Genomic DNA, 24,217 nt, shown 5'->3' on the forward strand with positions numbered 1-24,217 from the left:
AGCGGTTTTAGCAGCTGGCTTGGCGGCTGGTTTTGCAGCAGCAGGTTTGGCAGCTGGCTTAGCGGCTGGTTTCGCAGCGGTGGTTTTAGCAGCTGGCTTAGCGGCTGGTTTTGCAGCAGCAGGTTTGGCAGCTGGCTTGGCGGCTGGTTTCGCAGCAGCGGTTTTAGCAGCTGGCTTGGCGGCTGGTTTTGCAGCAGCAGGTTTGGCAGCTGGCTTAGCGGCTGGTTTCGCAGCAGCGGTTTTAGCAGCTGGCTTAGCGGCTGGTTTCGCAGCAGCAGTTTTAGCAGCTGGCTTAGCGGCCGGTTTTGCAGCAGCAGTTTTGGCAGTTGGCTTGGCAGCAGCTTTAGCAGGTGCTTTCGCAGCAACAGCTTTTGCAGGCGTACGAGCGCCCAGCACTTTGGCTACAGCTTCCTTCACACGACCAACGCCCTGGGCCAGTTTCAGGCTTTCTTGAGCGTCTTTTTTGAGTTGGGAAATGTAGGTGCGGGTTTCAGCTTGGCGATCCTTGAGGGCGTCCAGCAGGTCCTCAAGTTCTTTGACAGCGTCTTTGGCTTTGGCTTGTGCCTTGGCCTTGCCGGCAGTGGCGGCGTCTTGCAGTTTGGTGCGGGATTTGTGCAGCTTCTCTTGCGCTTTACCGCGTTGTTTTTCCAGCTTGGCGAGCAGCTTTTCTGCATCGGCCAACGCTTGGGAACAAGCGCTTTCCAGGTGTTCGAGCAAGCTGCCCGAAAGTTGTTGGAGTAAATGCAACGGGGTATTAACAGGCTTCTGTTTGGCCGACATGGTTTACCTCCTGGCTGACGTGGGTGCGGCTCATACTAGCCCTCTGCTCTTACCGCCGCTAGGGCATGTTGACAGTATCGTTTGCGTTGCGTTGCAACGCGCGAAAATTCTTATCGATATAACGAAAAACCGCGCCACTTTTTACCCATCCACACTGGCATAATCCGTCGCACTTTCGGCGGGAGAATGCCCATGTCGCGTTACCTTTTTCTAGTGCTTGGCTTGGCGATTTGCGCAGCCAATGCGGGCGAGCAAACGCCGTCCAAAACGACGGCCCCAGACCCGCACGACCTCGCCTACAGCCTGGGTGCCAGTCTGGGCGAGCGCTTGCGCCAAGAGGTTCCCGACCTGCAGCTCCAGGCATTGCTCGACGGTCTCAAACAAGCCTACCAAGGCAAACCCCTGGCCCTGGACAATGCGCGCATTGAACAGGTGCTCGCCCAGCATGAAGCGCAAAGCGAAGCCGATGCCCAGGTTCCACAAACCGAAAAGGCACTCGCCGCCGAGCAGCAATTTTTAGCCAAGGAAAAAGCACTGAGTGGCGTGCGCGAATTGGCGGATGGCATCCTGCTCACCGAGCTCTCGCCCGGCAGTGGCAGCAAGCCATTGGCCAGTGATGAGGTACAGGTCAAATACGTGGGGCGATTGCCCGATGGGACCGTCTTCGATCAGAGCACGCAACCGCAGTGGTTCCGCCTGGACAGCGTAATCAGCGGCTGGAGCAGCGCCTTGCAGCAGATGCCGGTCGGCGCGAAATGGCGCTTGGTGATTCCTTCTGCCCAAGCCTATGGCGCTGACGGCGCAGGTGAGTTGATCCCACCCTATTCGCCACTCGTATTCGAGATCGAACTGCTCGGAACCCGCCACTGACCCAATAAAAAACGGTGCGCCATGCGCACCGTTTTTTTTACCTCGCCATCAGGGTTCAGGCCTGGGTGGCGGACTCTTCCTTGTGCGCGTTGTGCAACACTTCGATCAGGCAATCTTCCAGCTCGAAACGCTCATGAAGCAGCGCGCCCAGCTCCTGGAATTTCGCCGCCACGCAGTTGCCGGCATCGCACAGATCAGTGAACGCCAGCAACTTTTCAGTGATGGCGTCGATACGCGGATAAATGGTTTCGGCAAGGTCCAGGCCACGCTGATCGTCAAAGGCTTCCGCCTCCTTGGTCAGTTGCTCGTAGACCCCGAAGTGGCCAGCAGACACGTAGTCCACCAAGACCCCACAGAAATCCTGCAACGGTTCGCGGTTCTGTGCCAATGCTTCGGGCTTGGCGCCGAGAGCATCAAAGGCCCGAACCAGTTCGTGACGTGCCTTCAGCCAGCTGTCGATCAGCTTATGCACACCACCCCAGCGTTCCTGAGCATTCTGACAACTTTCCAGCATGATGATCTCTCTTCCCTAGTAGGGGCGCTGCCGCCTGGTGCCCGCGCAACACTTCAAGGATAAAGCAGCAGCCGGACAAGGCTGCATCTGACAAACGGTTTCGCTAATGCGTGCGGGCCAGATTATGCCCGCATGACTATGGCTTCAAGGTACGCAGGACAGAAAGTTCATACAAGTGTTTAATCCCGTCCTACAACCTTCGGCCCACTCTCAGCGCTTTGCCAACCCCAAGGATTGGCTGAAAAACAGCCGTGAAAACTGCAGGATGCCCAGGATCAGCATCGCCACGAAGCACAACAGACTCCACTCCGGCAGGCTCAGGTCAAACAGCGTCCAGTTGATCTCGACGCAGTCCACGGTGCCTTTGATGGTCGATCGCAAAGCTTGCCAAAACGACAGGTTTTCGATCATCGATTGCAAGCTGGGCCAGCACTCGGCCGGCTGATCCGGTGCGACATTTTGCAGCAACACCTGGCGTACAGCAGTGACCGCCCCCAGCAACGCACAACCCATACTGGCCACCCCATACAGGACGACCGCAGGGCGCTTGGGGTTATGAAGGGCGGCCACCAGGTTGATCAAGGTGAACGTCGCCACAAAGAGGCGTTGCACCTGACACAGGAAGCAGGGACGTAGCAGCGCGCCGTACTCGACATAAAAAGACGCGCCCAACGTCAGCGCACCCGCCAGGAACGCCAGGAAAAACAAGGAGCGTGAAGGGGCCAAAGACATTGTTTATCCGTACCGCAGGAGACAGGCCGCTACGGTAGAGGAAAGGCCTGACTCCTTTCAATACGCACTAGAGCAGACGATTCGGCGAGGGCATGAGGATATGCCGTCAGAACCTGGATGACTTCGAGCAGCCAACAGTAGGAATTTGCTTGCCCATCTTCTGTCCCCCGTATTTACAGGGAATCGAACGGCTGGCCCCGGAAACTTCCGAACCAGCCTCCGCTTGTTTTCCTATCTCACGCTCGCACAGGTACTGGCAACGGTGACGCCAGCAAACGATTGTCCAGAAGCCCCAAGCCTTCCTGGAACAACTGGTTGCTGCGTTCTGTGTCACCCAATTGCGCGAGCAAGCGTGCCAGCTCGGCACAGGCTTCAGGATTGCGCTGCACCTGCAAGCTGCTCTCCAAGTAGTCCCGCGCCTTGCCCCACAGGCTGTTCTGCAGGCACAGGCGCCCCAGCGTCAACAGCAGGCTGGCGTCCCCCGGATGGTCCTTGAGCCAGCCTTCGGCAAACTTCAACTGGCGGGCCGGATCGCTACCACGCAGCAGACCATAGAGCCGGATCAAGTGGCTGTCGTAGCCGCGTTTGATAGCACCGCGCAGTACTTCCTCGGCTTTCGTATCGGCGCCCAGCCGGCGCAGCTGCTCGGCGTAGGCCAAGACCAGGGGCGGCTCCTGACGTTGGGCAGAAGTGAGTTGTTCCCACGCACGCTCAAGGGACTGCAACCCGGCTTCGCTCTGGTCTTCGCGCTGGGCTGCCAGGCTGAGGTTTTCACCCCAGGCGCGGCGCTCAAGTTCGGCCAGTTCCGGGGCAGGCAGCACCTTGTCTTTACGCAGCTCAGGCATCAGTCGAATCACCGACGACCAATCGCCGCGCTGCTGATGCAGGCGCTGCAACTGGCGCAATACCTGGGCGTTATGCGGGTGGCGCTCGTGCATCGCCTGCAGGGTGGTCAGCGCACCGTCGGTATCGCCACGGTCCAGTTGCAGCTGCGCATGGCTCAGGGCAACCGCCAGCTCGGCCTGGGGCTGACGCTCCAGGGCGCGCTCCAGCAGGCCGTCGGACTCTTCATAACGCCCCTGTTCGTTGGCGGCACGCGCGGCGCCAAGGTAGTAAAGCAGCGGCTGGCGCTCAGCCTCAGCGGCACGGTGCAAGTGGCGTTCGGCGCTGGCCCAGCGGCCTTCGGCAAGGTCCATCTGGCCCTGCTCGATCGCAATCTGTACGCGGCGGCTGCGGTTGCGTCGCGACCATGGGTTGACCACCCCACCCGAGGTCGTGAGCAGGCTCAGCAACACGCGGACCAGGTAGATCGCCAGGCCGACCACAAACAACGCGACCAGCGTGGCCCACAGGCTCGACTCGTAATGCAGCAGATGGGGATAGGTAATCAGCACGTAGCCGGTGTGTTTCGAAATGCCCACGGCCAGTGCCAGGGCGATTGCAACCGCCAGCACCAGGATCACATAGAAACGCTTCATCGGCTCTACTCCTGGGTCGCCGGCGTACCCGCCGCCGCCTTGGCTTCATCAGCAGACAGGTGACGACGATCCAGGTAGGCCTGCACCGCCGCAAGGCTCGCCGCCAGGTCCGGTGTCACCACCGAAACGGCTTTCGGCTCAAGCTCGGCGATACGCGCCAGCATGGCCTTGCTCTGCGGGTTGTCCTGATTGAAGTTGTCCTGCAATACGCTGCGCGCTTCACCAAGGGCACGGCTATACACCGCCGTTTCGCCATTGAGCGCGGCCCACTGCGCCTGCTCCAGTGCCAGGCTCAACGCCAGGCGCACCTGGTTCAAGCCCTGGCCCGCGAGCAGCGGACGGATGTTGTCATCGGGGTTGAAGTCGATGCGAAAATAGCGGGATATCTGCTCCCACCATTGGCTCCAGCGGCTGTCCGTATCGGTGGTCGGACGCCCTTGCGACGCCGGCTCGGTGAGTTGGTATTCCGGCGCGATGGCCGCCAGTTGCACCACCTGGTCACGCAGCGCTGCCAGCTGCAGGTACAGCCCGGTGCGGTCCGGCTGCTCGACACTGCGCAGGGCAACGAGGCTCTTGGCCAACTGCTCACGCGCGGCATAGGAACCCGGGTCGCTCTGCTCACGCAGGATCTCGTCGGCACCCTGCACCAGCGCCTGGGCACTGTTGATGTCCTGCAGGGCAGACAGGCGCAAGCTGGCCAGACGGATCAGGTGCTCGGCTTCCGCCAAACGCCAGTCCTGGCGGCTGGCGCCCAGCACGGTTTCCAGGCGCTGGCTCAGGCGTTGCTGATCGCCTTGTAGCTGGGCGACCAGACGTCGGCGCTCCTCCAGTTCATCTGCGGCGGGCAGCTGTGCCAGGCGAGTGGCCAGTTGCTGCTGGCTCTGCTTGAGCGACTGGGATTGGTCATCGAGGGTCTGCACCTGCCCCAGCTGTTGCTGGCTGCTGGCTTGCAGGGCACGGACCTGCCAGATCCCCCAACCGCCGGCAGCAACCCCCGCGGCGCCGAGCAACAGGGCCACGACTGCCAGACCATTGCCACGACGTGGCGCGGTGACTGGTGGCTCAACCGGCGCACTCAGTGCGGGCTGGGCTTCTTCTTTAGGCAAGGCTGTTTCGCTCACGTATCCGTCCTTTGCGTATTCAGAGAGTGGGAGCGGCTTGCCTCATGGGGCAGAGCTGCGCAACGCCACTAACAAAGCCGCAGCACTCGCGCCGCGACAATCCACAACTTTTTCTGCGCCCGCTGCCCGTGCCATCTCACAGACTCGCGGGCTCGGCACGAACAACGGCAACTGTGCCACGTGCGTCCAATCCGGGCCGGCCAACGCCTGCAGGTGTAAAAAACCCTGCCCACTGCTGACCACCAGGCCATTCAAGCGTTCCAACTGGATGCGTTGCATCAGTGCCCCGGCGGCGTACACCGGCAGGAAACGGCGGTACAACTCCAGATACTCGACACTAGCACCTTGCTCGCGCAAACGCTCAGCCAGCAGCTCCCGGCCGCCCTCCCCGCGCAGGATCAACACCCGTGCACCGGGCCGTGCAATCGCTTCACGCAGGGCCGGCAGCGCCAGCAAGGCCTCGCTGTCGTCGCCGGTTTGCGGATAATGAACGTCCAGGCCCTGGTCGGCCAGTACCTGCGCAGTCGCAGCACCGACACTGAACCACGGCAGGTGCGGCCAGCGTCGGTCCAACCGCTGCACAGCGAGGCGCGCAGCCGGCTTGCTGACGACGATCACCGCGCAATAGCGGCCTAGATCATCGAACACAGCCTGCTGTGCCGGGGTGATGGGTAAAGGTTCGGTGTCCAGCAAGGGCAGGCTGCTGCTGAAGATGCCCGCATCGGACAACGTCGCCGCCAGTGCTGCCGACTCCTCGGCAGGCCGCGTCAGCAGCACACGCCAGTCGGTCACTGCGGACCGGCCTCGCCATAGACTTTCTGCAGGATGGCGCCGGCACCTTTTTCCAGCAGCTCTTCGGCCACCTGAATGCCCAAGGCCGTGGCATCACGCTGTGGGCCGCGCACTTCAGCAGTCAGCAAAGTGCCGCCGTCTGGGTCACCCACCAGGCCACGCAGCCACAGGTTTTCACCCTCAAGCACGGCGTAGCAGGCGATCGGCACCTGGCAACCGCCATTGAGGTGCTTGTTCAAGGCACGCTCGGCGGTCACACGAACTTCGGTGTCGGGATGATCGAGAGGCTTGAGCAACGCGTGGATTTCACTGTCGGCGGTACGGCATTCGATGCCCACGGCGCCCTGCCCGCCTGCTGGCAGGCTGTCCTCGACGCTGATGGCCGAGGTGATGCGATCCTCGAAACCCAGGCGGATCAGGCCGGCGGCGGCGAGAATGATCGCGTCATACTCGCCCGCATCCAACTTGGCCAGGCGCGTATTGACGTTGCCCCGCAGGAAGCGGATCTGCAGGTCCGGGCGACGGGTCAGCAACTGTGCCTGGCGACGCAGGCTGGAGGTGCCGACGATGCTGCCTAGCGGCAGATCGTCGAGAGAAGCATACGTGTTGGAAACGAACGCATCGCGTGGGTCTTCACGCTCGCAGATGCAGTACAGGCCCAGGCCTTCGGGGAAGTCCATCGGCACGTCTTTCATGGAGTGCACGGCGATGTCGGCTTCGTTTTCCAGTAGCGCGGTTTCCAGTTCCTTGACGAAAAGCCCCTTGCCGCCGATCTTCGACAGCGGCGAGTCGAGCAGCTTGTCGCCGCGACTGACCATGGGCACCAGGGACACTACGAGGCCCGGGTGGGCCTGCTCAAGGCGTGCTTTGACGTATTCGGCCTGCCACAAGGCCAGGGCGCTTTTACGGGTGGCGATGCGGATTTCGCGAGAGGACATGGATCAATCCGTACTGAATAGATACGGCAGATAATAACAGCTCAGGCAAATACGCTTTGATTTGAATCAGCAAGTGCGGGGCCTCCCTGGCCACGTCGCACCGGGATATGGATTACAGGCCGCGCCAGAGCCGCGGGCTAAAGTTGCTGCATCATCTTGCGCACACCGGCGACATGGCGTCGGCTGACGATCAGGGCATCGCCGTTAAGCCCTTTGAGGAACAATTGGAAGTGCCCCAATGGCGTGCGCTGCAGGCGTTCTATTCGCTCGCGGGCAACCAGCGCGTTGCGGTGGATGCGCACGAAACGATCGCCGAATTCATCTTCAAGGGCCTTGAGCGGCTCATCGAGCAATACCTCGCCGGCCTCATGGCGCAGCGTCACGTACTTGTGATCGGCAATGAAGTAGACCACCTGGCTCAGGGGAATCAGCTCGATGCCTTTACGGGTACGGGCGCTGATATGGCTGCGCGGCCCGTTGCCGCTCTGGGCTGCCGGCTGGGTCAACGCCGCGAGCTGGACACGGTTGGGGCGCTCGGCCTTCTTCAAGGCCTTGAGCAGCGCTTCGCCCGTCACTGGCTTGAACAGGAAGGCTACGCCACTGTCCTCCAGGGTCTGCGCGGGGAACTCGTCCTGGGCGGCGCACAACACCACGGCCGGTGGTGATTCACGTTCGCTCAGGCGGGCAGCGACTTGCAGGCCATCGAGGCCGGGCAGGCGGATATCAAGCAACACCACGTCCGGCTTGAGGCTGTCGATCAACGCCAACGCCTCTTCGCCCGTGGTGGCGCTCGGTTCAAGGACTGTATAACCCTCGAGTTCACTGACCAGTCGGCTCAGTCGCTCGCGGGCTTGGGGTTCGTCATCAACGATCAGGACATTCATATTGCGCTGGATTCCTGCGTGAGTCTCGCACAAGGATAGCGTAGACAGGTGCGGTGACTTGCGTCACAGCGATCCACGCTAAGACTAGCGCGAGCGGCAAAAAGTGCCCCGAGAGCGGCACCCATATTTACCCGGACCTGTTCAATTGCGCCCAAGACCTGCTGCCTTCGGGCACCGTCGTAGGGTTTGCTGATACACAATCCGAATACCCCCCTTTTTAAATGGATAGTCTGGGCTCTGACCGCATCACCCGACTTTGGTGCATTCACGCTCTATCAGTGCAACTGTAGACGCTCACTGAGACGACATTGTGCAATCGTCAAATATCGTTTCAATAAACAGCTGCCTCCAGTCTCTTCCCGGACGCGTTCGGCGGCAAGGCACTTAGCCATCCTTCGCACAAATAAAAATGCCGACCACCCGCAGCACCGCCTTCCCGGGCAACCCTGTTATTATCGCCAGCACACCTCAACGCCTCTTTTAAGCAGATCACGAGCGAATCCATGAGCACCGACAAGACCAACCAGTCCTGGGGCGGCCGCTTCAGTGAACCCGTCGACGCCTTCGTCGCCCGCTTCACCGCCTCCGTCACTTTCGACCAGCGCCTCTACCGCCACGACATCATGGGCTCCATCGCCCATGCGACGATGCTGGCCAAGGTCGGCGTACTGACCGACGCCGAACGCGATAGCATCATCGACGGCCTGACCACCATCCGTGGCGAGATCGAGGCCGGTACGTTCGACTGGCGCGTCGACCTGGAAGACGTGCACATGAATATCGAGGCCCGCCTCACCGACCGTATCGGTGTGACCGGCAAGAAACTGCACACCGGGCGTAGCCGTAACGACCAGGTGGCCACCGATATCCGCCTGTGGCTGCGTGACGAAATCGACCTGATCCTGGGCGAAATCACGCGCCTGCAAAAAGGCCTGCTGGAGCAGGCAGAGCGTGAGTCCGGCACCATCATGCCCGGCTTCACCCACCTGCAAACCGCGCAGCCCGTGACCTTCGGCCACCACCTGCTGGCCTGGTTCGAAATGCTCAGCCGCGACTACGAGCGCCTGGTGGATTGCCGCAAGCGCGCCAACCGCATGCCCCTGGGCAGCGCCGCACTGGCCGGCACCACCTACCCGATCGACCGCGAATACACCGCACAACTGTTGGGCTTTGATGCCGTAGGGGGCAACTCTCTGGACGGCGTGTCGGACCGTGACTTCGCCATCGAATTCTGCGCCGCCGCCAGCATCGCGATGATGCACCTGTCGCGCTTCTCCGAAGAGCTGGTGCTGTGGACCAGCGCGCAATTCCAGTTCATCGACCTGCCGGACCGCTTCTGCACCGGCAGCTCGATCATGCCGCAAAAGAAAAACCCCGACGTGCCGGAGCTGGTACGTGGCAAGAGCGGCCGCGTATTCGGCGCATTGATGGGCCTGCTGACCCTGATGAAAGGCCAACCCCTGGCCTACAACAAGGACAACCAGGAAGACAAGGAACCGCTGTTCGACGCCGCCGACACCCTGCGCGACTCGCTGCGTGCCTTTGCCGACATGATCCCGGCGATCAAGCCCAAGCACGCGATCATGCGTGAAGCGGCACTGCGCGGTTTCTCCACCGCCACCGACCTGGCGGACTACCTCGTACGCCGTGGCCTGCCGTTCCGCGACTGCCACGAAATCGTCGGCCATGCCGTGAAATACGGCGTGGACACCGGCAAGGACCTGGCAGAGATGAGCCTGGAAGAACTGCGTCAGTTCAGCGACCAGATCGAACAGGACGTGTTCGCCGTACTGACCCTGGAAGGTTCGGTGAATGCGCGCAACCACGTGGGCGGCACAGCACCGGCACAGGTCAAGGCAGCCGTCGCTCGCGGCCAGGCCCTGCTCGCCAGCCGCTGATCCACCCTCTGTAGGAGCCGGCTTGCCGGCGATGAGGCCCTCAAGACTGCAGCGATCTTGAGGTCGCCATCGCCGGCAAGCCGGCTCCTACGGGTTTGATCGACACTATTTTTTGGCGGCAATCATCGCCATGAACGCCGGCATCGCCGCCTCTCGGTCCGCTGCCACCTTTTGCGCATTGGGCATGGCGTGCAGCTTGTCCAGCAACACCTTGGCCGTCGGCATCTCAGCCAACAAATCCAGCCCAAACAGCTTCTCGCCCACCGCACAGGCGAGGTTCATGCTGTACATGAAATACAGATCGGCAAGCGTGAAGCTCTCCCCCGCCACATAGGGTGCGAACTTGCCATGTCGCCCCAGCGAACCCACCCCCAGCAGCAATTCGGCCTTGGATTTGTCCTTGATTGCCTCCGGCACCGGCATCCCGAAAAACGCTTCGGCGAAACAGGCGCGGGCAGGCAATTCGATGTACAGCTCGATTTCCCGGCACAGCGCCAGCACCTGAGCGCGCTGGAACGGCTCGGCGGGCAGCAGCGAAGGCCCTTCCTGGGTTTGCTCGAGGTATTCGAGGATCACGCTGGTCTCGTTGATAAACCCCTGCTTGACGCCTAGCACCGGCACCTTGCCACGCGGGCTGACCGCCAGGGCTTCGGGGGTTTGCCCGGCAAAGAACGGCACCTCTTCGAAAGGCAGCCCTTTCTCCAGCAGCGCCAGCTTGACCATGTTGTAGTAGTTGCTGACCGAAAAACCGTAGAGCTTGAGCATTGCAGGTGCCTCCAGGCCGGGTATGGGGTTGGCTGCAAGAGTTATAGATCCCTAGCGCCCACCTGACCAGCAGCATCACCCGCCTGAATGGGCGTAGACTGGCGGCCTTTCCTTGAGGAGCCTGCCATGAGCGAGCCAACCGATATCGACAACGACGAAGAAGAATTCGCCGAAACCACCCTGATCGAAGCGATCGAGAACCAGATCGAAAGCGAGAACCCGCCCGCGGCCAAGGCCACGTTCAACAAGCTGACGCTGGTGGGTTACGAGCGTGAAGACATCCTGCAAATGATGGCCCACGTGCTGGCCGTCGAGATCGACGCGTTGCTGGAAGAGGACCGCGCGTTCAATACCGAATGGTATGAAACTGCACTGCGTGCCCTGCCAACACTGCCCCCTGAAAAGCAATAAACCCGGCACACTCAACACGCTGGACAGTTCGGCAAAGTGCGTTCACCTTATGGCCTGCTAGCCTCTAATAAATTCTTAGAAAGTCTGGAGTCCTTATGTCGTATACCCCTGAGTTGGTTGCCGAACTGGAAATCCTTGTACTCTTCCCATTGGACAGCACCAAAGAAGGCCTGAAAGTCCATCAGACCGCCTCCCCGACTGCCATCGCCGCTGCCAAACGCCTCCACGCCAAAGGGCTGATCGACCAGCCGGACGGGGGCTACCTGACCAGCCTTGGCCGTGACGCTGCAGAGCAGGCCCAAACCCTGCTGACTATCCTGACCACTGCCACGACCAAAGAAGCTGCCTGACACTTGATACCGCCCATGGAGTCCGCCGATTGCGGATTCCGAGGGCGTTGCCGTGGAGCCGATAAAATTCTGACGTCAAAAACCTTTTACCTCTAAACCTCCTACGCTTCTGACTGTAAACTCCTACATGGCCGCCCACGTCGGGCCTGCGAGCCTACGAAGCCGAAATGACCCGCACCCATGAAATCCGCCCCGACCTGGACGAAGGCATCGACCGCAAGGTGCTGGCCCAGTTGCGCGCGCGTTTCATGGCCCTCAACGACGGGCGCATGGCCCGGGCAATCGAGGGGCTGACACCCCGCCAGCAAAGCGTGCTGACGCTGTTGCCGCTGTTTTTCCATGTCAATCACCCGCTGCTGCCAGGTTATGTATCTGGCAGTACGCCTGCCGGGCTGTCGAACTTCGAACCCGACGCCCAGGCCCTGACCGAAGCCCAGCGCCTGACCCGTTCGTTTTCCTACAAGCCGCGCCATGGCAACCCGCCCCGGCCTATCCACGGCCTGTTCCTGATGGGCAGCCTCGGCACACTGGCCCAGGCCGACCAGAGCGATATGGACGTGTGGGTGTGCCACGCGCCGGACCTGGGCGAAAGCGAACTGGCCGAACTGCGCAAGAAATGCCAACTGCTGGAAACCTGGGCGCTGAGCATGGGGGCCGAGGCGCATTTCTTCCTGATCGAGCCCACGCGCTTTGTGCTGGGAGAGCGTGACACCCAGCTCAGCTCCGACGACTGCGGCACCACCCAGCACTACTTGTTGCTGGACGAGTTCTATCGCACCGCCATCTGGCTGGCCGGGCGCACGCCGATCTGGTGGCTGGTGCCGGTGTACGAAGAGACGCGCTACGCCGAGTTCACCCACGCGCTGATCTCCAAGCGTTTTATCCGCGCTGACGAAACCCTCGACCTCGGCCACTTGGCGCACATTCCCCCGGGTGAGTTCATTGGTGCCGGCCTGTGGCAACTGTTCAAGGGCATCGAATCCCCCTACAAGTCCGTGCTCAAGCTGCTGCTGACTGAGGTCTATGCCAGCGAACACCCCAAGGTGCATTGCCTGAGCCTGCGCTTCAAACGCGCAGTGTTCGCCAACCAGATGGACCTGGATGAGCTGGACCCGTACATCGTGGTCTACCGCCGCATCGAGGAGTACCTCAAGGCCCGTAACGAGCCGGAACGCCTGGAACTGGTACGGCGGGCGCTGTACCTGAAGGTCAACCGCAAGCTCAGTGCCGGCAAGGGCAGCACCAGCTGGCAGCGTTTGCTGCTTGAGCGCCTGGCCCATGAATGGGGCTGGGACCAGCGCCAACTGGCGCTGCTGGACAGTCGCAGCCAGTGGAAAGTACGCCAGGTGGCGTCCGAGCGCCGCGCCCTGGTCAATGAGCTCAACTACAGCTACCGCTTCTTGACCCAGTTTGCCCGCACCGAGCAGACCGTCAGCCTGATCAACAAACGCGACCTCAATGTGCTGGGCAGGCGCCTGTACGCAACCTTTGAACGCAAGGCCGGCAAGGTCGAGTTCATCAACCCGGGGATCGCCCCGGACCTGGCCGAAGACACCCTCACCCTGGTGCAGTCGCCCAACCGCAAGGAGCCGGGCCAGCACCATTGGGGCCTGTACAACGGCAACCTCACGGCTCTGGAGTGGGAACACTTCGCGCCGATCAAGCGCAGCCGCGACCTGTTGGAGATGCTGACCTGGTGCCATCGCAACGGAGTGATCGACACCAGCACACGCCTGGCCCTGCACCCGGGCACCAGCGACATGACCGAGTTCGAGCTGTTCAACCTGCTCGGCAGCCTGCAACAAACCATCGCCCTGCCCCTGGCCAGCGTCGACGAAGAGCGCCTGCTGCGCTCGGCGGTGCCGGAGGAAGTGTTGCTGCTGATCAACGTCGGGGTCGATCCGCTCAAGCATCACCGCGATTTGAACATCCTGATGACCACCGAGCGCACCGACTCCCTGAGCTACGCCGGGGTGCGCGACAACCTGGTGCTGACCCTGGACCAGGTCACGCTCAATAGCTGGAACGAGGTGATGGTCAGCCGCTACGACGGCCCCCACGCCTTGCTCGATTGCCTGCGCGACTACCTCAACCAACTGCCGTCGGATCACCTGCCTCGGCTGCGGGTGCGCTGCTTCTGTCACAACCGTGCGCAGTTCATTGCCCAGCGCGTTGAGGAAATTTTCGACACCGCGCAAAACCTGCTGCTGGGCCAGGGCAACCATCGCTACCTGCTTCAGGTGCAACAGCACTATCACGTCATGGAGCTGATGCCGGGGCAAGCTACCCATGTCTCGCTGCCGACCCAGGACGCGCTGATCGCCTACCTCAGCGAAGAACTGGCCAGCTACAGCCCGCTGCACCTTGACGCCATGGCCCTGGAGGATCATGACCTGGCACTGCTGCTGCCCATGGGCCAGGCCGATTGTGTGCAGGTGTTCTACCGGGTCAATGAGGGTTTCGCCGAGCTGTACGTGCTGGATGAATTCAATGCGCTGTGGCAACAGCGCCTGCCATTTCATGATGAACAGAGCCTGTTGGCGCCGCTGCAACGCTTCCTGCAGTCGATCATCTATCGACGCGAGGCGCTCTCGCCCCTGGACACCCAACAACCCTTGGGCGGCGTGCAAACCCTGTATTACCAGCTGTTGCCGTCCGGCAGTACGCGCGCGCGCGGCATCGAGCCACGCCCGGCGCCGCAGAACCCGGCGAACAAGCCGTTCTACGATGTGCAGGCGATCATCGGCAAGGCGGCGCCGGGTTTGGTTGGCATCACCCTGTATTGCAACCAGCGGGAATTTTCGGAGTTGGAATTTGGTGACCAGTTGTTTGCCGTGGTTGCCCAGGAGATTGTCGGGCAGCGCCGCGAGACCGAGCGCTACCGTTGCTACATCACCGACCTGGACCTGTCCGGCCTGCTCGGTGATGTGCAAAGCCCGAGCAACCTGTACCTGCGCTACAAGGCCGAGCTGGAGCTGTCGCTCAACGAAGCGTTGAGCCAGCTTTAGAGAGGGAAGGCGCCGCCGTCTTTCGGCTGGCCTTCAACGCTGAGCAGTTCCAGCTTGAGCGTCTTGCCGCCCGGCGCCGGCCAGTCGATGTGCTGGCCCACTTGCAGGCCCAGCAATGCGCTGCCCACCGGTGCCAGGATCGAAATCTTGCCTTCGTCGGCATTCGCGTGCTTCGGGTAGACCAGGGTCAGGTGGTAGTCCTTGCCACTGCCCTGCTCACGGCAATGCACGCTGGAGTTCATGGTCACGACACCCGCAGGCACTTCATCGTGGCCAACCACATCTTCGGCGCGGTCGAGTTCGGCTTGCAACGCTTCGACGCCGGGAGACTCGTCGCCCAGGCGGTCGATCAGTTGCTCCAGACGCTGCACGTCAAGACGGGTGAGGATGATGGACGGTGCGGTGGTCATGATTCAGGCAGACTCCTTTTTTCTGCACAAAAAAGCAAAACCCCGCCAGGAAAAGGCGGGGTTCTCACGGGCCTCGATGAGTTGAGGCGTACCCGGACACTACCACAGCGTCACAAATAAACAAGACGACCTCAGGCGCGCGCCCTGCGCTGCTCGGCCTCGGCGCAGATCACCCGGCGCCGCGCATCGTCGGCGGAGCGCCATTCCCGGATGTCTTCCACGTGGCGGAAGCAGCCGAGGCAGACTTTTTGCTCATCCAGGCGACACAAACTGATACAAGGTGACGGCACCGCCGGACTGACATTACTGAACAGCGGCTTGGGCGGGCGAATGGGTGCAGGCTGGGTCACGGTCAGATCTCGTCGAAATCCAGCGCTTCGCCGGTATATTCCTCGACCAGCCGCGCGAGCATTTCACCCAGCAGTTCCTCACTCTTGTCGCACTGCCATTTGCCGCTTTCTTCGTCATAGTCGAAGTGAACGCCACCGGAACGTGCTGCCAGCCACAGCTGACGCAAAGGCTCCTGGCGACTGAAGATCAATTGCTGACCGCTCTCGAACTTGACGGTCAGCACGCCGGCCGAGTTTTCCAGGTCCACGTCCAGGCCGCTGTCGTCGAAAATATCTTCCAGCGCCTGCTGGGTCGAATCCACCAGGTCGTGAAAACGGGCTTCGGTCAAACTCATTGTGGCAACCTCAAAAGTGTCTGGTTTTGCTCAAGCGCCGCACGATACGGGCGAGCTTCGCCGATTGCAAAGGATACCGATTTCATCACAGGTGACGGCATGAAATATCCTCAGCCAGCGTAGTACGCATCCCAACTATCTCGGCAAACCCCCGCCAGACGGGTATTCCAGCGCATAGGCAAGCTGGCGGGTGGTCGGTATACTCGGGCGCAATTAATGCATATTCAAGGATTTCGCCATGAAGCGCCTGATCTCTTCTCTTGCTGCGCTCGTCGCGGTCGCTTGCCTCGTTAGTGCCTGTGGTCAAAAAGGCCCGCTGTACCTGCCCGATGACAGCAAAGACCCGAATGAACAGGCGCAATCGTCGCAAAAGCCAGCCAAAGCGCATAAGCACGACACCTACGAATAAGGGAAACCCATGGACGCTTTTAACTACCGGGACGGCGAGCTGTTCGCGGAAGGCGTGGCGTTGTCCGCGATTGCCCAGCGCTTTGGCACCCCGACCTATGTGTACTCCCGTGCGCATATCGAAGCCCAGTACCGTTCTTTCACCGACGCGCTGAACGGCGTGCCGCATCTGGTTTGCTACGCGGTCAAGGCCAACTCCAACCTGGGAGTCCTGAATGTCCTGGCGCGATTGGGCGCTGGTTTTGACATCGTATCCCGTGGCGAGCTGGAACGCGTGCTGGCCGCTGGCGGCACCGCTGACAAAATCGTGTTTTCCGGCGTCGGCAAGACCCGCGAAGACATGCGCCGCGCCCTGGAAGTCGGCGTGCATTGCTTCAACATCGAATCCACCGACGAGTTGGAGCGCCTGCAGGTCGTGGCCGCCGAGATGGGCGTGCGTGCGCCGATCTCCCTGCGCGTCAACCCGGACGTCGACGCCGGCACCCACCCGTACATTTCCACCGGTCTCAAAGAGAACAAGTTCGGCATCGCCATTGCCGACGCCGAGGACGTGTACATCCGCGCCGCCCAGCTGCCAAACCTGGAAGTGCTGGGTGTTGACTGCCATATCGGCTCGCAACTGACCAGCCTGCCCCCCTTCCTCGATGCCCTCGACCGCCTGCTGGCGTTGATTGACCGCCTCGGCGAATGCGGCATCTACCTGCACCACATCGACCTCGGTGGCGGTGTGGGCGTGCGTTATCGCGACGAAGAGCCGCCGCTGATCGCCGACTACATCAAGGCCGTGCGTGAGCGCATCGAAGGCCGCGACCTGACCCTGATGTTCGAGCCGGGCCGCTACATTGTCGCCAACGCCGGCGTGTTGCTGACCCAGGTCGAGTACCTCAAGCACACTGAGCACAAGGATTTCGCCATCGTCGACGCGGCGATGAACGACCTGATCCGCCCGGCGCTGTACCAGGCCTGGATGAATGTCACCGCCGTGACGCCGCGCGAAGGCGCTGGCCGCAGCTATGACATCGTCGGCCCGATCTGCGAAACCGGCGACTTCCTGGCCAAGGAACGTCAACTGGCGCTGGAAGAAGGCGACCTGCTGGCCGTGCATTCGGCTGGTGCCTACGGGTTTGTCATGAGTTCCAACTACAACACCCGCGGCCGTACCGCCGAGGTGCTGGTGGACGGTGATCAAGCGTTTGAAGTGCGTCGCCGCGAGACGGTAGCCGAGTTGTATGCTGGCGAAAGCCTGCTGCCGGAGTAAGCCATGCTGCTGCGTTTTACCAAGATGCACGGGCTGGGCAATGACTTCATGGTCCTGGACCTGGTCAGCCAGCACGCGCATATCCTGCCCAAGCACGCCAAACAGTGGGGCGACCGTCACACCGGGATTGGTTTCGACCAGTTGCTGATCGTCGAGGCGCCGAGCAACCCGGAGGTGGATTTCCGTTATCGGATCTTCAACTCCGACGGTTCCGAAGTGGAGCAGTGCGGCAACGGTGCCCGCTGTTTCGCCCGCTTTGTGCTGGACAAGCGCCTGACCGCCAAGCGGCAGATTCGCGTCGAGACCAAGAGCGGCGTGATCGAGCTGGATATCCGCAGCGACGGCCAGATCAGCGTCAACATGGGTGCGCCGCGCCTGATGCCGACGGACATCCCGTTCCAGGCCACCGAGCAGGCGACCAGCTACGCGGTCGACGTCGACGGTCAGATCGTCGACCTGGCAGCGGTCTCCATGGGCAACCCCCATGCGGTGCTGCGGGTCAATGACATCAACAACGCTCCCGTGCATGAACTGGGGCCGAAGATCGAACATCACCCGCGCTTTCCGGCGCGGGTCAATGTGGGCTTCCTGCAGGTGATCGACCGTTCCCGCGCGCAACTGCGCGTTTGGGAACGCGGCGCCGGCGAAACCCAGGCCTGCGGTACCGGTGCTTGCGCCGCTGCCGTGGCCGCGATCAGCCAGGGATGGATGGATTCGCCCCTGCTGATCGACCTGCCCGGTGGACGCTTGTCCATCGAATGGGCAGGCCCTGGCCACCCGGTGATGATGACCGGGCCGGCCTCGCGCGTATACGAAGGACAGGTCCGTCTATGAGTGAGCCAAGCCAATGACCGATAAGCCTCAAGTACCCGCACACGCGTCCCCGAGCGAAAGTCTGGAGGCCGCCGCCGTCGCGGCGTACCTTGAGGCTAATCCGGACTTCTTCGTTGAACACGAAGAACTGCTGCCGGCCCTGCGCATTCCCCACCAGCGCGGCGACACCGTGTCGCTGGTGGAGCGGCAGATGAAGATCCTGCGCGAGCGCAATATCGAAATGCGCCACAAGCTCTCGCACTTGATGGACGTCGCCCGCGACAACGATCGCCTGTTCGAGAAAACCCGCCGCCTGATCCTGACCCTGATGGACGCCACCAGCCTGGAAGAAACGGTGATCGCCGTGGAAGACAGCCTGCGCCAGGACTTTCAGGTGCCGTTTGTCAGCCTGATCCTGTTCAGCGACAACCCGATGCCCGTGGGTCGCTGGGTCAGCGGCGGCGAAGCGCAAACGGCCATTGGCGGCTTGCTGTCCGAAGGCAAGACCATCAGCGGTACCTTGCGGGAGCATGAGCTGGACTTCCTGTTTGGCGTCGAGCAACGCAAGCAGATCGGCTCCACCGCCGTGGTCGCTCTCAGCCATCAAGGCCTGCATGGTGTACTCGCCATCGCCAGCCGCGACCCTGCGCACTACAAAAGCTCGGTGGGCACGCTGTTCCTGACCTACATCGCCGAAGTGCTGGGCCGCGTGCTGCCCCGCTTCACCACCGCCTTGCGCGCGGTGCGCTAGCCATGGAACGGCAACTGGACGCTTATTGCGCTCACCTGCGCAATGAGCGCCAGGTGTCACCCCATACGCTGGAAGCGTACCGGCGGGACTTGAACAAGGTCCTGGCGTACTGCGAAAAACAACACATCAGCAGCTGGAAGGCCCTGGATATCCAGAGCCTGCGCAGCCTGATTGCGCGCCTGCACCAGGCCGGGCAATCCTCGCGCAGCCTGTCCCGTCTGCTGTCGGCAGTGCGTGGGCTCTATCACTACCTGAACCGTGAAGGCCTGTGCGATCACGACCCGGCCAATGGCCTGTCTCCGCCCAAAGGCGAACGGCGCCTGCCCAAGACCCTCGACACCGACCGTGCCTTGCAGCTTCTGGACGGTGCAGTCGAAGATGACTTTCTCGCCCATCGCGACCAGGCGATTCTGGAGCTGTTCTATTCGTCAGGCCTGCGCCTGTCGGAGCTGACCGGCCTGAACCTCGATCAACTCGACTTGGCGGACGGCCTGGTACAAGTGCTCGGCAAGGGCAGCAAAACCCGCGTATTACCGGTGGGCAGAAAGGCTCGGGAAGCCTTGGAACTGTGGCTGCCATTGCGGCTGCTGACCAACCCTGCGGATGACGCCGTGTTTGTCAGCCAGCAAGGCCGGCGCCTGGGGCCACGGGCGATCCAGGTACGGGTGAAGGCAGCCGGCGAACGCGAGCTGGGCCAAAACCTGCATCCCCATATGCTGCGGCACTCCTTTGCCAGCCATATGCTGGAGTCGTCCCAGGACCTGCGCGCCGTGCAGGAACTGCTCGGCCACTCCGACATCAAGACCACGCAGATCTACACCCATCTGGACTTCCAACACCTGGCAACGGTGTACGACAGCGCCCATCCACGGGCCAAACGCATCAAGGGCGGCGACTCATGAGTATCAAGCTGATCACCTTCGACCTGGACGATACACTCTGGGATAACGTACCCGTCATCATCAGCGCTGAAGCGTCGATGCGTGAATGGCTGGCGGTTAATGCGTCCAAGGTCGGCGACTTGCCCCTGGAGCATTTCGCCAGTCTGCGCCAGCAAGTGCTGGAGCGTCATCCCGAGCTCAAACACCGTATCAGCATCTTGCGTCATCGCGTGTTGATGCATGCGTTCGAAGAGGCCGGTTATCCACAGCCACAGGCCACGGAAATGGCGGATGTGTGTTTTGAAGCGTTCATTCATGCGCGCCATCAGCTAACCCCGTTCCCCGAAGCCGAGCCGATGCTTCAAGCCCTGCGCCAACATTTTTTGCTGGGGGTGATCACCAACGGCAATGCCGATGTGCAGCGCGTTGGCTTGGCCGATTACTTTCACTTTGCCTTGCGTGCTGAAGACATCGGCATTGCCAAGCCGGATGCGCGGTTGTTTCAAGAGGCGTTGCAACGTGGCGGCGTGGACGCGGGCCAGGCGGTGCACATTGGCGACCATCCTGGGGATGACATTGCCGGCGCACAGCAGGCGGGTTTGCGGGCGGTGTGGTTTAACCCGACAGGTAAGGTATGGGATGCAGACAAGCGCCCGGATGCAGAGATCCGCAGCTTGAACGAGCTGCCGCCACTGCTCCAGAGCTGGAAATAATCACCCTGTAGGAGCCGGCTTGCCGGCGATAGCGGTGGGCCAGACAGCACAGGGCCAGCTGATAGACCGCCATCGCTGGCAAGCCAGCTCCTACAGGTGATGTGCCCGTCTCAAATAACAGGCATGAAAAAGCCCGCAGCGACGGCGGGCTTTTTCCTACAAGCAGGTGGCTGACCTCAGATAGGTCGGCTGCCGTACTTGTTATCCGGCTTCTTCGGTGGATCTGCCACCACGTTGGCCTCGACTTCCTGCACTTTGCCGCCTTTAGCGAGGAATTCTTCCATCGCACGGGCCAGCGCATCGCGCTCTTTGTTCTTGGCTTCAACGCTCGGCAGTTCGTCTACCGACACAGCGGCCTTGGCTTTGCCTTTGGCGGCTGGAACAGGTGCATCATCGCCACCGTCGTCGTCAGCAACGTCTTCCGCCGCCGCTTCAAGACCTTCTTCGGTGTCGTCTTCGTCACCTACTTCGAGTTCGTCGTTTTCCAGATCATCGTCGCTCATGTTCTACCTCATGACTTGCGAAAAGCAGATTAGTTATAGCCCAGCTTCACCATCTGTCGAAGGCTGCCGGAAAAAAATCAACATCCACTGGGTTTCCAGTGGCTTATGCCTCTTCACCGTGCAAGGTGGCGAGGACTTTACGAGCACCGCCATGATCACGGTGCTCGCCCAGATAAACACCTTGCCAGGTCCCCATCGCCAAGCGGCCGGCCTTGACCGGCAAACTCAGCTGGCAGCCCAGGAGACTGGCCTTGAAGTGCGCCGGCAGGTCATCCGGACCTTCGTCGTTGTGTTCGAACCCGGCACGGCCTTGCGGCACCAGCGAATTGAAATAACGTTCGAAGTCACGGCGAACCGCCGGGTCGGCATTCTCGTTGACGGTCAACGATGCCGAGGTGTGCTGCAGCCACAGGTGCAAAAGCCCCACACGACAGGCCTTCAATTCAGGCAAGCCGGCCAGCAACTCATCGGTCACCAGGTGAAAGCCCCGGGGCTTTGCCCGCAGGGTAATCAGGGTCTGTTGCCACATACAGTTCTCCGCCCATCGGCGCGCATTCTAGCGCGCTCTGGGAAAAAACAAAGTGTCGAATACGCCTACATGCCTGTAAGACATTCGCATGCTGAAAAGTGCCGTGTGCATCCCATCACAAACTCGATGCAAAAACCGTTACAGCGCTCCATGACTGACAAACACCAGACAAAAAAATGCCCGGCAAGCCGGGCATCTTTTTTTCGCGTACTTACAAGTTGTAGCCGCGTTCGTTGTGTTGCGCCAGGTCGAGGCCAACCGCCTCTTCCTCTTCGGTAACCCGCAGGCCCATCACAGCATCCAGCACCTTGAGGATGATGAAGGTCACGATGGCCGTGTAGATCACGGTGAAGCCGACGCCTTTGCACTGGATCCAGACTTGCGCCGCGATGTCAGTGGTAGCCGCGTTGAAGCCACCCAGCGAAGGGGCTGCGAACACGCCGGTCAGGATCGCGCCGAGGATACCGCCGATACCGTGCACGCCGAAGGCGTCCAGGGAGTCGTCGTAGCCCAGTTTGCGTTTCAGGGTAGTGGCGCAGAAGAAGCACACCACGCCAGCTGCCAGGCCGATCACCAGGGCGCCCATCGGGCCCACGGTACCAGCGGCCGGAGTAATTGCTACCAGGCCAGCCACGACACCCGAGGCGATGCCCAGTGCGCTTGGCTTACCGTGGGTGACCCACTCGGCGAACATCCAGCCCAGGGCCGCAGCAGCGGTCGCGATCTGGGTAACCAGCATCGCCATGCCGGCGGTGCCGTTGGCCGCCGCAGCGGAACCGGCGTTGAAACCGAACCAGCCCACCCACAGCATGGCCGCGCCCACCAGGGTGTAACCCAGGTTGTGCGGTGCCATTGGCGTGGTCGGGAAACCTTTGCGCTTGCCCAGTACCAGGCACGCCACCAGGCCAGCCACACCGGCGTTGATGTGCACCACGGTGCCGCCCGCGAAGTCCAGCACGCCCCAGTCGCCCAGCAACGAACCCGGACCGCCCCATACCATGTGGGCAATCGGCGCGTAGACCAGGGTGAACCAGACGCCCATGAAGATCAGCATCGCGGAGAACTTCATGCGCTCGGCGAATGCACCGACGATCAGTGCAGGGGTGATGATGGCGAAGGTCATCTGGAAGGTGACGAACACCGCCTCAGGGAACAGCGCCGCAGGGCCGGTGATGCTCGCCGGGGTGACGCCCGACAGGAACAACTTGGACAGGCCGCCCACGAAGGAATTGAAGTTGACAACGCCCGCTTCCATACCGGTGGTATCGAACGCCATGCTGTAGCCGTAGACAAACCACAGGATGGTGATCAGACCGGTGATGGCGAAGCACTGCATCATCACGGAAAGAATGTTTTTGGAGCGAACCATGCCGCCGTAGAACAGCGCCAGGCCCGGAATGGTCATGAACAGTACCAGCGCGGTGGATGTGAGCATCCACGCCGTGTCGCCGGAATTGAGGACTGGAGCAGGGGCTGGGTCCGCCGCCAATGCCAGGGCCGGCATTACGAGGGACAACAGGGCTCCTAGCCCTGCGAATTTACGCAGAGTCATATTGTTTTCTCCTGGGGCGTTGGGGTTTGGCGGCTTAGATTGCGTCGGTATCGGTTTCGCCGGTACGGATGCGAATAGCCTGTTCCAGATTGACCACGAAGATCTTGCCGTCACCGATCTTGCCGGTGTTGGCGGCCTTGGTTATCGCTTCGATAACCCGGTCAAGATCCTTGTCGTCAATGGCGACATCAATCTTCACCTTCGGCAGGAAATCGACCACGTATTCCGCGCCGCGATACAGCTCGGTGTGACCCTTCTGCCGACCGAAGCCTTTGACCTCAGTAACGGTAATGCCCTGCACGCCGATCTCGGACAACGACTCGCGTACATCGTCCAACTTGAACGGCTTGATGATGGCAGTGACTAGCTTCATGAAAACTCTCTCCCGAATTGGTGGACTTGCCCCAGGAAAACAAACCCGTCTCAAGTCTAAGCGCAGTGCCTGGCTTTGTAACGCGTCGTCGCCTCGGCATTTGCCTTTGCGACGCCAGCGAACCACTGGTGACGAAACCTGTACCCCTGATCCGTCGGCGCACTGCATTCGTCACAGCGACTGCATCAGTGCATGGGTCATGATCGTCTAAGCAGAAACCTTGCCAGCTCCGTAAAAATCACTGAAATCAGTCCTTTGCCCACTTATGCCCACCTGCCGGGCTTTTTGGCGGCGGCAATGCGCACAAAAACAGTGCGCCACTGCCCGCCCCATTGCGCGAAAAGCGTGCGCCCCAGGCCGTGAAAAAGACTATAGACGGTGCGTGGTACACTGCCGGCCAACAGTTTTCCGGAATATTTCCCATGCTCGCGCCCAAAGACCTCCTCGACGCCCTGAGCGGCCACGCCTCTCGCCTGTTCAGCGGCGACACCCCGCTGCCCCGCAACGAAATCGAAAGCCAGTTCAAGGCGCTGCTGCAAAGTGGCTTCAGCAAACTCGACCTGGTGAGCCGGGAAGAGTTTGATAGCCAGATGGTGGTCCTGGCCCGCACGCGTGCGCGGCTGGAGAGCCTGGAGGCGAAGGTGGCAGAGCTGGAAGCACGGCTGACACCGCCGTCTGAATAACGCCACCCCCTGTAGGAGCTGGCTTGCCAGCGATCGCATCACCTCGGTACAACTGAAATACCGAGTCGTCTGCATCGCAGGCAAGCCAGCTCCCACATAAAGCGCCGTGGGTTGCTC

Annotated in this window: 28 protein-coding genes; 12 read left to right on the forward strand and 16 right to left on the reverse strand. The window is 61.3% G+C overall.

The window, feature by feature from the left end; all coding sequences use genetic code 11:
* A partial coding sequence (locus AC07OV_RS14580; RefSeq protein WP_495092457.1) for an AlgP family protein occupies positions 1-780 on the reverse strand: 780 nt, incomplete at its 3' end.
* Between the two features lie 192 nt (positions 781-972).
* On the opposite strand from AC07OV_RS14580, the gene AC07OV_RS14585 reads away from it, so the two are divergent.
* Positions 973-1,650, forward strand: a complete 678-nt coding sequence (locus AC07OV_RS14585; protein WP_176994417.1) for an FKBP-type peptidyl-prolyl cis-trans isomerase — start codon at positions 973-975, stop codon at positions 1,648-1,650.
* 55 nt (positions 1,651-1,705) lie between these two features.
* On the opposite strand, the gene rsd is transcribed toward AC07OV_RS14585, so the two are convergent.
* From rsd to AC07OV_RS14620, 7 genes are all read right to left on the reverse strand, one after another.
* On the reverse strand, positions 1,706-2,164 hold the full coding sequence (gene rsd / locus AC07OV_RS14590; RefSeq protein ID WP_176994418.1) for a sigma D regulator: 459 nt from the start codon (positions 2,162-2,164) through the stop codon (positions 1,706-1,708).
* 210 nt (positions 2,165-2,374) lie between these two features.
* Positions 2,375-2,896, reverse strand: a complete 522-nt coding sequence (locus tag AC07OV_RS14595) for a disulfide bond formation protein B (protein WP_494996302.1) — start codon at positions 2,894-2,896, stop codon at positions 2,375-2,377.
* Between the two features lie 236 nt (positions 2,897-3,132).
* Entirely contained in the window at positions 3,133-4,374 is a 1,242-nt protein-coding gene (locus AC07OV_RS14600; protein ID WP_494996303.1) for a heme biosynthesis protein HemY, read from the reverse strand.
* 5 nt (positions 4,375-4,379) lie between these two features.
* Positions 4,380-5,495: a uroporphyrinogen-III C-methyltransferase gene (locus AC07OV_RS14605; protein ID WP_495092458.1), complete on the reverse strand. Its 1,116-nt coding sequence runs from the start codon at positions 5,493-5,495 to the stop codon at positions 4,380-4,382.
* A 42-nt stretch (positions 5,496-5,537) separates the two neighbouring features.
* The gene (locus AC07OV_RS14610) at positions 5,538-6,287 is read right to left on the reverse strand and encodes a uroporphyrinogen-III synthase (RefSeq protein WP_495092459.1); all 750 of its coding nucleotides are present in this window, start codon (positions 6,285-6,287) and stop codon (positions 5,538-5,540) included.
* Positions 6,284-7,225 (reverse strand): hydroxymethylbilane synthase, encoded by a 942-nt coding sequence (gene hemC, locus AC07OV_RS14615; RefSeq protein WP_495092460.1) that lies wholly within the window; start codon positions 7,223-7,225, stop codon positions 6,284-6,286. The genes AC07OV_RS14610 and hemC overlap by 4 nt, the downstream gene beginning before the upstream one ends.
* A gap of 137 nt (positions 7,226-7,362) precedes the next feature.
* Positions 7,363-8,109, reverse strand: a complete 747-nt coding sequence (locus tag AC07OV_RS14620; RefSeq protein WP_176994422.1) for a LytR/AlgR family response regulator transcription factor — start codon at positions 8,107-8,109, stop codon at positions 7,363-7,365.
* 503 nt (positions 8,110-8,612) lie between these two features.
* Here AC07OV_RS14620 and argH point away from each other — a divergent pair.
* Positions 8,613-10,007, forward strand: a complete 1,395-nt coding sequence (gene argH / locus AC07OV_RS14625; protein WP_176994423.1) for an argininosuccinate lyase — start codon at positions 8,613-8,615, stop codon at positions 10,005-10,007.
* Between the two features lie 105 nt (positions 10,008-10,112).
* Here argH and AC07OV_RS14630 read toward each other — a convergent pair whose 3' ends face one another.
* Positions 10,113-10,772, reverse strand: a complete 660-nt coding sequence (locus AC07OV_RS14630; protein ID WP_494996306.1) for a glutathione S-transferase family protein — start codon at positions 10,770-10,772, stop codon at positions 10,113-10,115.
* A gap of 126 nt (positions 10,773-10,898) precedes the next feature.
* Between AC07OV_RS14630 and AC07OV_RS14635 the strand changes: the two genes are divergently transcribed.
* From AC07OV_RS14635 to AC07OV_RS14645, 3 genes are all read left to right on the forward strand, one after another.
* Positions 10,899-11,183: a hypothetical protein gene (locus AC07OV_RS14635; protein WP_178920286.1), complete on the forward strand. Its 285-nt coding sequence runs from the start codon at positions 10,899-10,901 to the stop codon at positions 11,181-11,183.
* A gap of 95 nt (positions 11,184-11,278) precedes the next feature.
* Positions 11,279-11,533: a TIGR02647 family protein gene (locus AC07OV_RS14640; protein ID WP_176994426.1), complete on the forward strand. Its 255-nt coding sequence runs from the start codon at positions 11,279-11,281 to the stop codon at positions 11,531-11,533.
* 167 nt (positions 11,534-11,700) lie between these two features.
* Positions 11,701-14,541, forward strand: a complete 2,841-nt coding sequence (locus AC07OV_RS14645; protein ID WP_495092461.1) for a class I adenylate cyclase — start codon at positions 11,701-11,703, stop codon at positions 14,539-14,541.
* On the opposite strand, the gene rnk is transcribed toward AC07OV_RS14645, so the two are convergent.
* From rnk to cyaY, 3 genes are all read right to left on the reverse strand, one after another.
* On the reverse strand, positions 14,538-14,951 hold the full coding sequence (gene rnk, locus AC07OV_RS14650) for a nucleoside diphosphate kinase regulator (RefSeq protein ID WP_135311347.1): 414 nt from the start codon (positions 14,949-14,951) through the stop codon (positions 14,538-14,540). The genes AC07OV_RS14645 and rnk overlap by 4 nt on opposite strands.
* Before the next feature lie 131 nt (positions 14,952-15,082).
* Complete coding sequence (locus AC07OV_RS14655; protein WP_494996308.1) at positions 15,083-15,301, reverse strand: DUF1289 domain-containing protein; 219 nt, start codon at positions 15,299-15,301, stop codon at positions 15,083-15,085.
* A gap of 2 nt (positions 15,302-15,303) precedes the next feature.
* On the reverse strand, positions 15,304-15,636 hold the full coding sequence (gene cyaY / locus AC07OV_RS14660; RefSeq protein ID WP_248485311.1) for an iron donor protein CyaY: 333 nt from the start codon (positions 15,634-15,636) through the stop codon (positions 15,304-15,306).
* A gap of 238 nt (positions 15,637-15,874) precedes the next feature.
* On the opposite strand from cyaY, the gene lptM reads away from it, so the two are divergent.
* From lptM to AC07OV_RS14690, 6 genes are read left to right on the forward strand one after another with little or no spacing between them, the layout of a single operon-like run.
* A complete protein-coding gene (lptM, locus tag AC07OV_RS14665; protein WP_034110232.1) occupies positions 15,875-16,045 on the forward strand; it encodes an LPS translocon maturation chaperone LptM in 171 nt (56 codons plus the stop codon).
* A 9-nt stretch (positions 16,046-16,054) separates the two neighbouring features.
* Positions 16,055-17,302, forward strand: a complete 1,248-nt coding sequence (lysA, locus tag AC07OV_RS14670) for a diaminopimelate decarboxylase (RefSeq protein WP_494996309.1) — start codon at positions 16,055-16,057, stop codon at positions 17,300-17,302.
* Between the two features lie 3 nt (positions 17,303-17,305).
* A complete protein-coding gene (dapF, locus tag AC07OV_RS14675; RefSeq protein WP_495092462.1) occupies positions 17,306-18,136 on the forward strand; it encodes a diaminopimelate epimerase in 831 nt (276 codons plus the stop codon).
* A 13-nt stretch (positions 18,137-18,149) separates the two neighbouring features.
* Positions 18,150-18,866, forward strand: coding sequence for a DUF484 family protein (locus AC07OV_RS14680; protein WP_495092463.1), 717 nt, complete (start codon positions 18,150-18,152; stop codon positions 18,864-18,866).
* 2 nt (positions 18,867-18,868) lie between these two features.
* The gene (gene xerC, locus AC07OV_RS14685; protein WP_495092464.1) at positions 18,869-19,768 is read left to right on the forward strand and encodes a tyrosine recombinase XerC; all 900 of its coding nucleotides are present in this window, start codon (positions 18,869-18,871) and stop codon (positions 19,766-19,768) included.
* On the forward strand, positions 19,765-20,460 hold the full coding sequence (locus tag AC07OV_RS14690) for an HAD family hydrolase (protein WP_494996313.1): 696 nt from the start codon (positions 19,765-19,767) through the stop codon (positions 20,458-20,460). The genes xerC and AC07OV_RS14690 overlap by 4 nt, the downstream gene beginning before the upstream one ends.
* A gap of 176 nt (positions 20,461-20,636) precedes the next feature.
* On the opposite strand, the gene sutA is transcribed toward AC07OV_RS14690, so the two are convergent.
* From sutA to glnK, 4 genes are all read right to left on the reverse strand, one after another.
* Positions 20,637-20,963 carry a dormancy-specific transcriptional regulator SutA gene (sutA, locus tag AC07OV_RS14695; RefSeq protein ID WP_015886504.1) on the reverse strand — a complete coding sequence of 109 codons (327 nt, stop codon included), beginning with the start codon at positions 20,961-20,963 and terminating at the stop codon, positions 20,637-20,639.
* 103 nt (positions 20,964-21,066) lie between these two features.
* Entirely contained in the window at positions 21,067-21,492 is a 426-nt protein-coding gene (locus AC07OV_RS14700) for a secondary thiamine-phosphate synthase enzyme YjbQ (protein WP_176994433.1), read from the reverse strand.
* Positions 21,493-21,703: 211 nt separating this feature from the next.
* On the reverse strand, positions 21,704-23,044 hold the full coding sequence (locus AC07OV_RS14705) for an ammonium transporter (protein WP_176994434.1): 1,341 nt from the start codon (positions 23,042-23,044) through the stop codon (positions 21,704-21,706).
* A gap of 34 nt (positions 23,045-23,078) precedes the next feature.
* Positions 23,079-23,417, reverse strand: a complete 339-nt coding sequence (gene glnK, locus AC07OV_RS14710; RefSeq protein WP_002555808.1) for a P-II family nitrogen regulator — start codon at positions 23,415-23,417, stop codon at positions 23,079-23,081.
* Positions 23,418-23,839: 422 nt separating this feature from the next.
* Here glnK and AC07OV_RS14715 point away from each other — a divergent pair, with 422 nt between their 5' ends.
* Positions 23,840-24,100: an accessory factor UbiK family protein gene (locus AC07OV_RS14715; RefSeq protein WP_176994435.1), complete on the forward strand. Its 261-nt coding sequence runs from the start codon at positions 23,840-23,842 to the stop codon at positions 24,098-24,100.
* Positions 24,101-24,217: the final 117 nt, after the last annotated feature.

It is taken from the genome of Pseudomonas sp. GW821-FHT09A09 (genome assembly GCF_059418405.1).

Excerpts from the sequence above, each read along its gene's own strand:
- AC07OV_RS14585 (WP_176994417.1), top strand. The coding sequence starts at position 973 with ATGTCGCGTTACCTTTTTCTAGTGCTTGGCTTGGCGATTTGCGCAGCC.
- AC07OV_RS14630 (WP_494996306.1), bottom strand. The coding sequence starts at position 10,772 with ATGCTCAAGCTCTACGGTTTTTCGGTCAGCAACTACTACAACATGGTC.
- AC07OV_RS14595 (WP_494996302.1), bottom strand. The coding sequence starts at position 2,896 with ATGTCTTTGGCCCCTTCACGCTCCTTGTTTTTCCTGGCGTTCCTGGCG.
- lysA (WP_494996309.1), top strand. The coding sequence starts at position 16,055 with ATGGACGCTTTTAACTACCGGGACGGCGAGCTGTTCGCGGAAGGCGTG.
- AC07OV_RS14700 (WP_176994433.1), bottom strand. The coding sequence starts at position 21,492 with ATGTGGCAACAGACCCTGATTACCCTGCGGGCAAAGCCCCGGGGCTTT.
- hemC (WP_495092460.1), bottom strand. The coding sequence starts at position 7,225 with ATGTCCTCTCGCGAAATCCGCATCGCCACCCGTAAAAGCGCCCTGGCC.
- rnk (WP_135311347.1), bottom strand. The coding sequence starts at position 14,951 with ATGACCACCGCACCGTCCATCATCCTCACCCGTCTTGACGTGCAGCGT.
- AC07OV_RS14640 (WP_176994426.1), top strand. The coding sequence starts at position 11,279 with ATGTCGTATACCCCTGAGTTGGTTGCCGAACTGGAAATCCTTGTACTC.
- rsd (WP_176994418.1), bottom strand. The coding sequence starts at position 2,164 with ATGCTGGAAAGTTGTCAGAATGCTCAGGAACGCTGGGGTGGTGTGCAT.
- glnK (WP_002555808.1), bottom strand. The coding sequence starts at position 23,417 with ATGAAGCTAGTCACTGCCATCATCAAGCCGTTCAAGTTGGACGATGTA.
- AC07OV_RS14705 (WP_176994434.1), bottom strand. The coding sequence starts at position 23,044 with ATGACTCTGCGTAAATTCGCAGGGCTAGGAGCCCTGTTGTCCCTCGTA.
- AC07OV_RS14635 (WP_178920286.1), top strand. The coding sequence starts at position 10,899 with ATGAGCGAGCCAACCGATATCGACAACGACGAAGAAGAATTCGCCGAA.
- cyaY (WP_248485311.1), bottom strand. The coding sequence starts at position 15,636 with ATGAGTTTGACCGAAGCCCGTTTTCACGACCTGGTGGATTCGACCCAG.
- AC07OV_RS14715 (WP_176994435.1), top strand. The coding sequence starts at position 23,840 with ATGCTCGCGCCCAAAGACCTCCTCGACGCCCTGAGCGGCCACGCCTCT.
- AC07OV_RS14600 (WP_494996303.1), bottom strand. The coding sequence starts at position 4,374 with ATGAAGCGTTTCTATGTGATCCTGGTGCTGGCGGTTGCAATCGCCCTG.
- argH (WP_176994423.1), top strand. The coding sequence starts at position 8,613 with ATGAGCACCGACAAGACCAACCAGTCCTGGGGCGGCCGCTTCAGTGAA.
- AC07OV_RS14690 (WP_494996313.1), top strand. The coding sequence starts at position 19,765 with ATGAGTATCAAGCTGATCACCTTCGACCTGGACGATACACTCTGGGAT.
- lptM (WP_034110232.1), top strand. The coding sequence starts at position 15,875 with ATGAAGCGCCTGATCTCTTCTCTTGCTGCGCTCGTCGCGGTCGCTTGC.
- dapF (WP_495092462.1), top strand. The coding sequence starts at position 17,306 with ATGCTGCTGCGTTTTACCAAGATGCACGGGCTGGGCAATGACTTCATG.
- AC07OV_RS14645 (WP_495092461.1), top strand. The coding sequence starts at position 11,701 with ATGACCCGCACCCATGAAATCCGCCCCGACCTGGACGAAGGCATCGAC.
- sutA (WP_015886504.1), bottom strand. The coding sequence starts at position 20,963 with ATGAGCGACGATGATCTGGAAAACGACGAACTCGAAGTAGGTGACGAA.
- AC07OV_RS14620 (WP_176994422.1), bottom strand. The coding sequence starts at position 8,109 with ATGAATGTCCTGATCGTTGATGACGAACCCCAAGCCCGCGAGCGACTG.
- xerC (WP_495092464.1), top strand. The coding sequence starts at position 18,869 with ATGGAACGGCAACTGGACGCTTATTGCGCTCACCTGCGCAATGAGCGC.
- AC07OV_RS14680 (WP_495092463.1), top strand. The coding sequence starts at position 18,150 with ATGACCGATAAGCCTCAAGTACCCGCACACGCGTCCCCGAGCGAAAGT.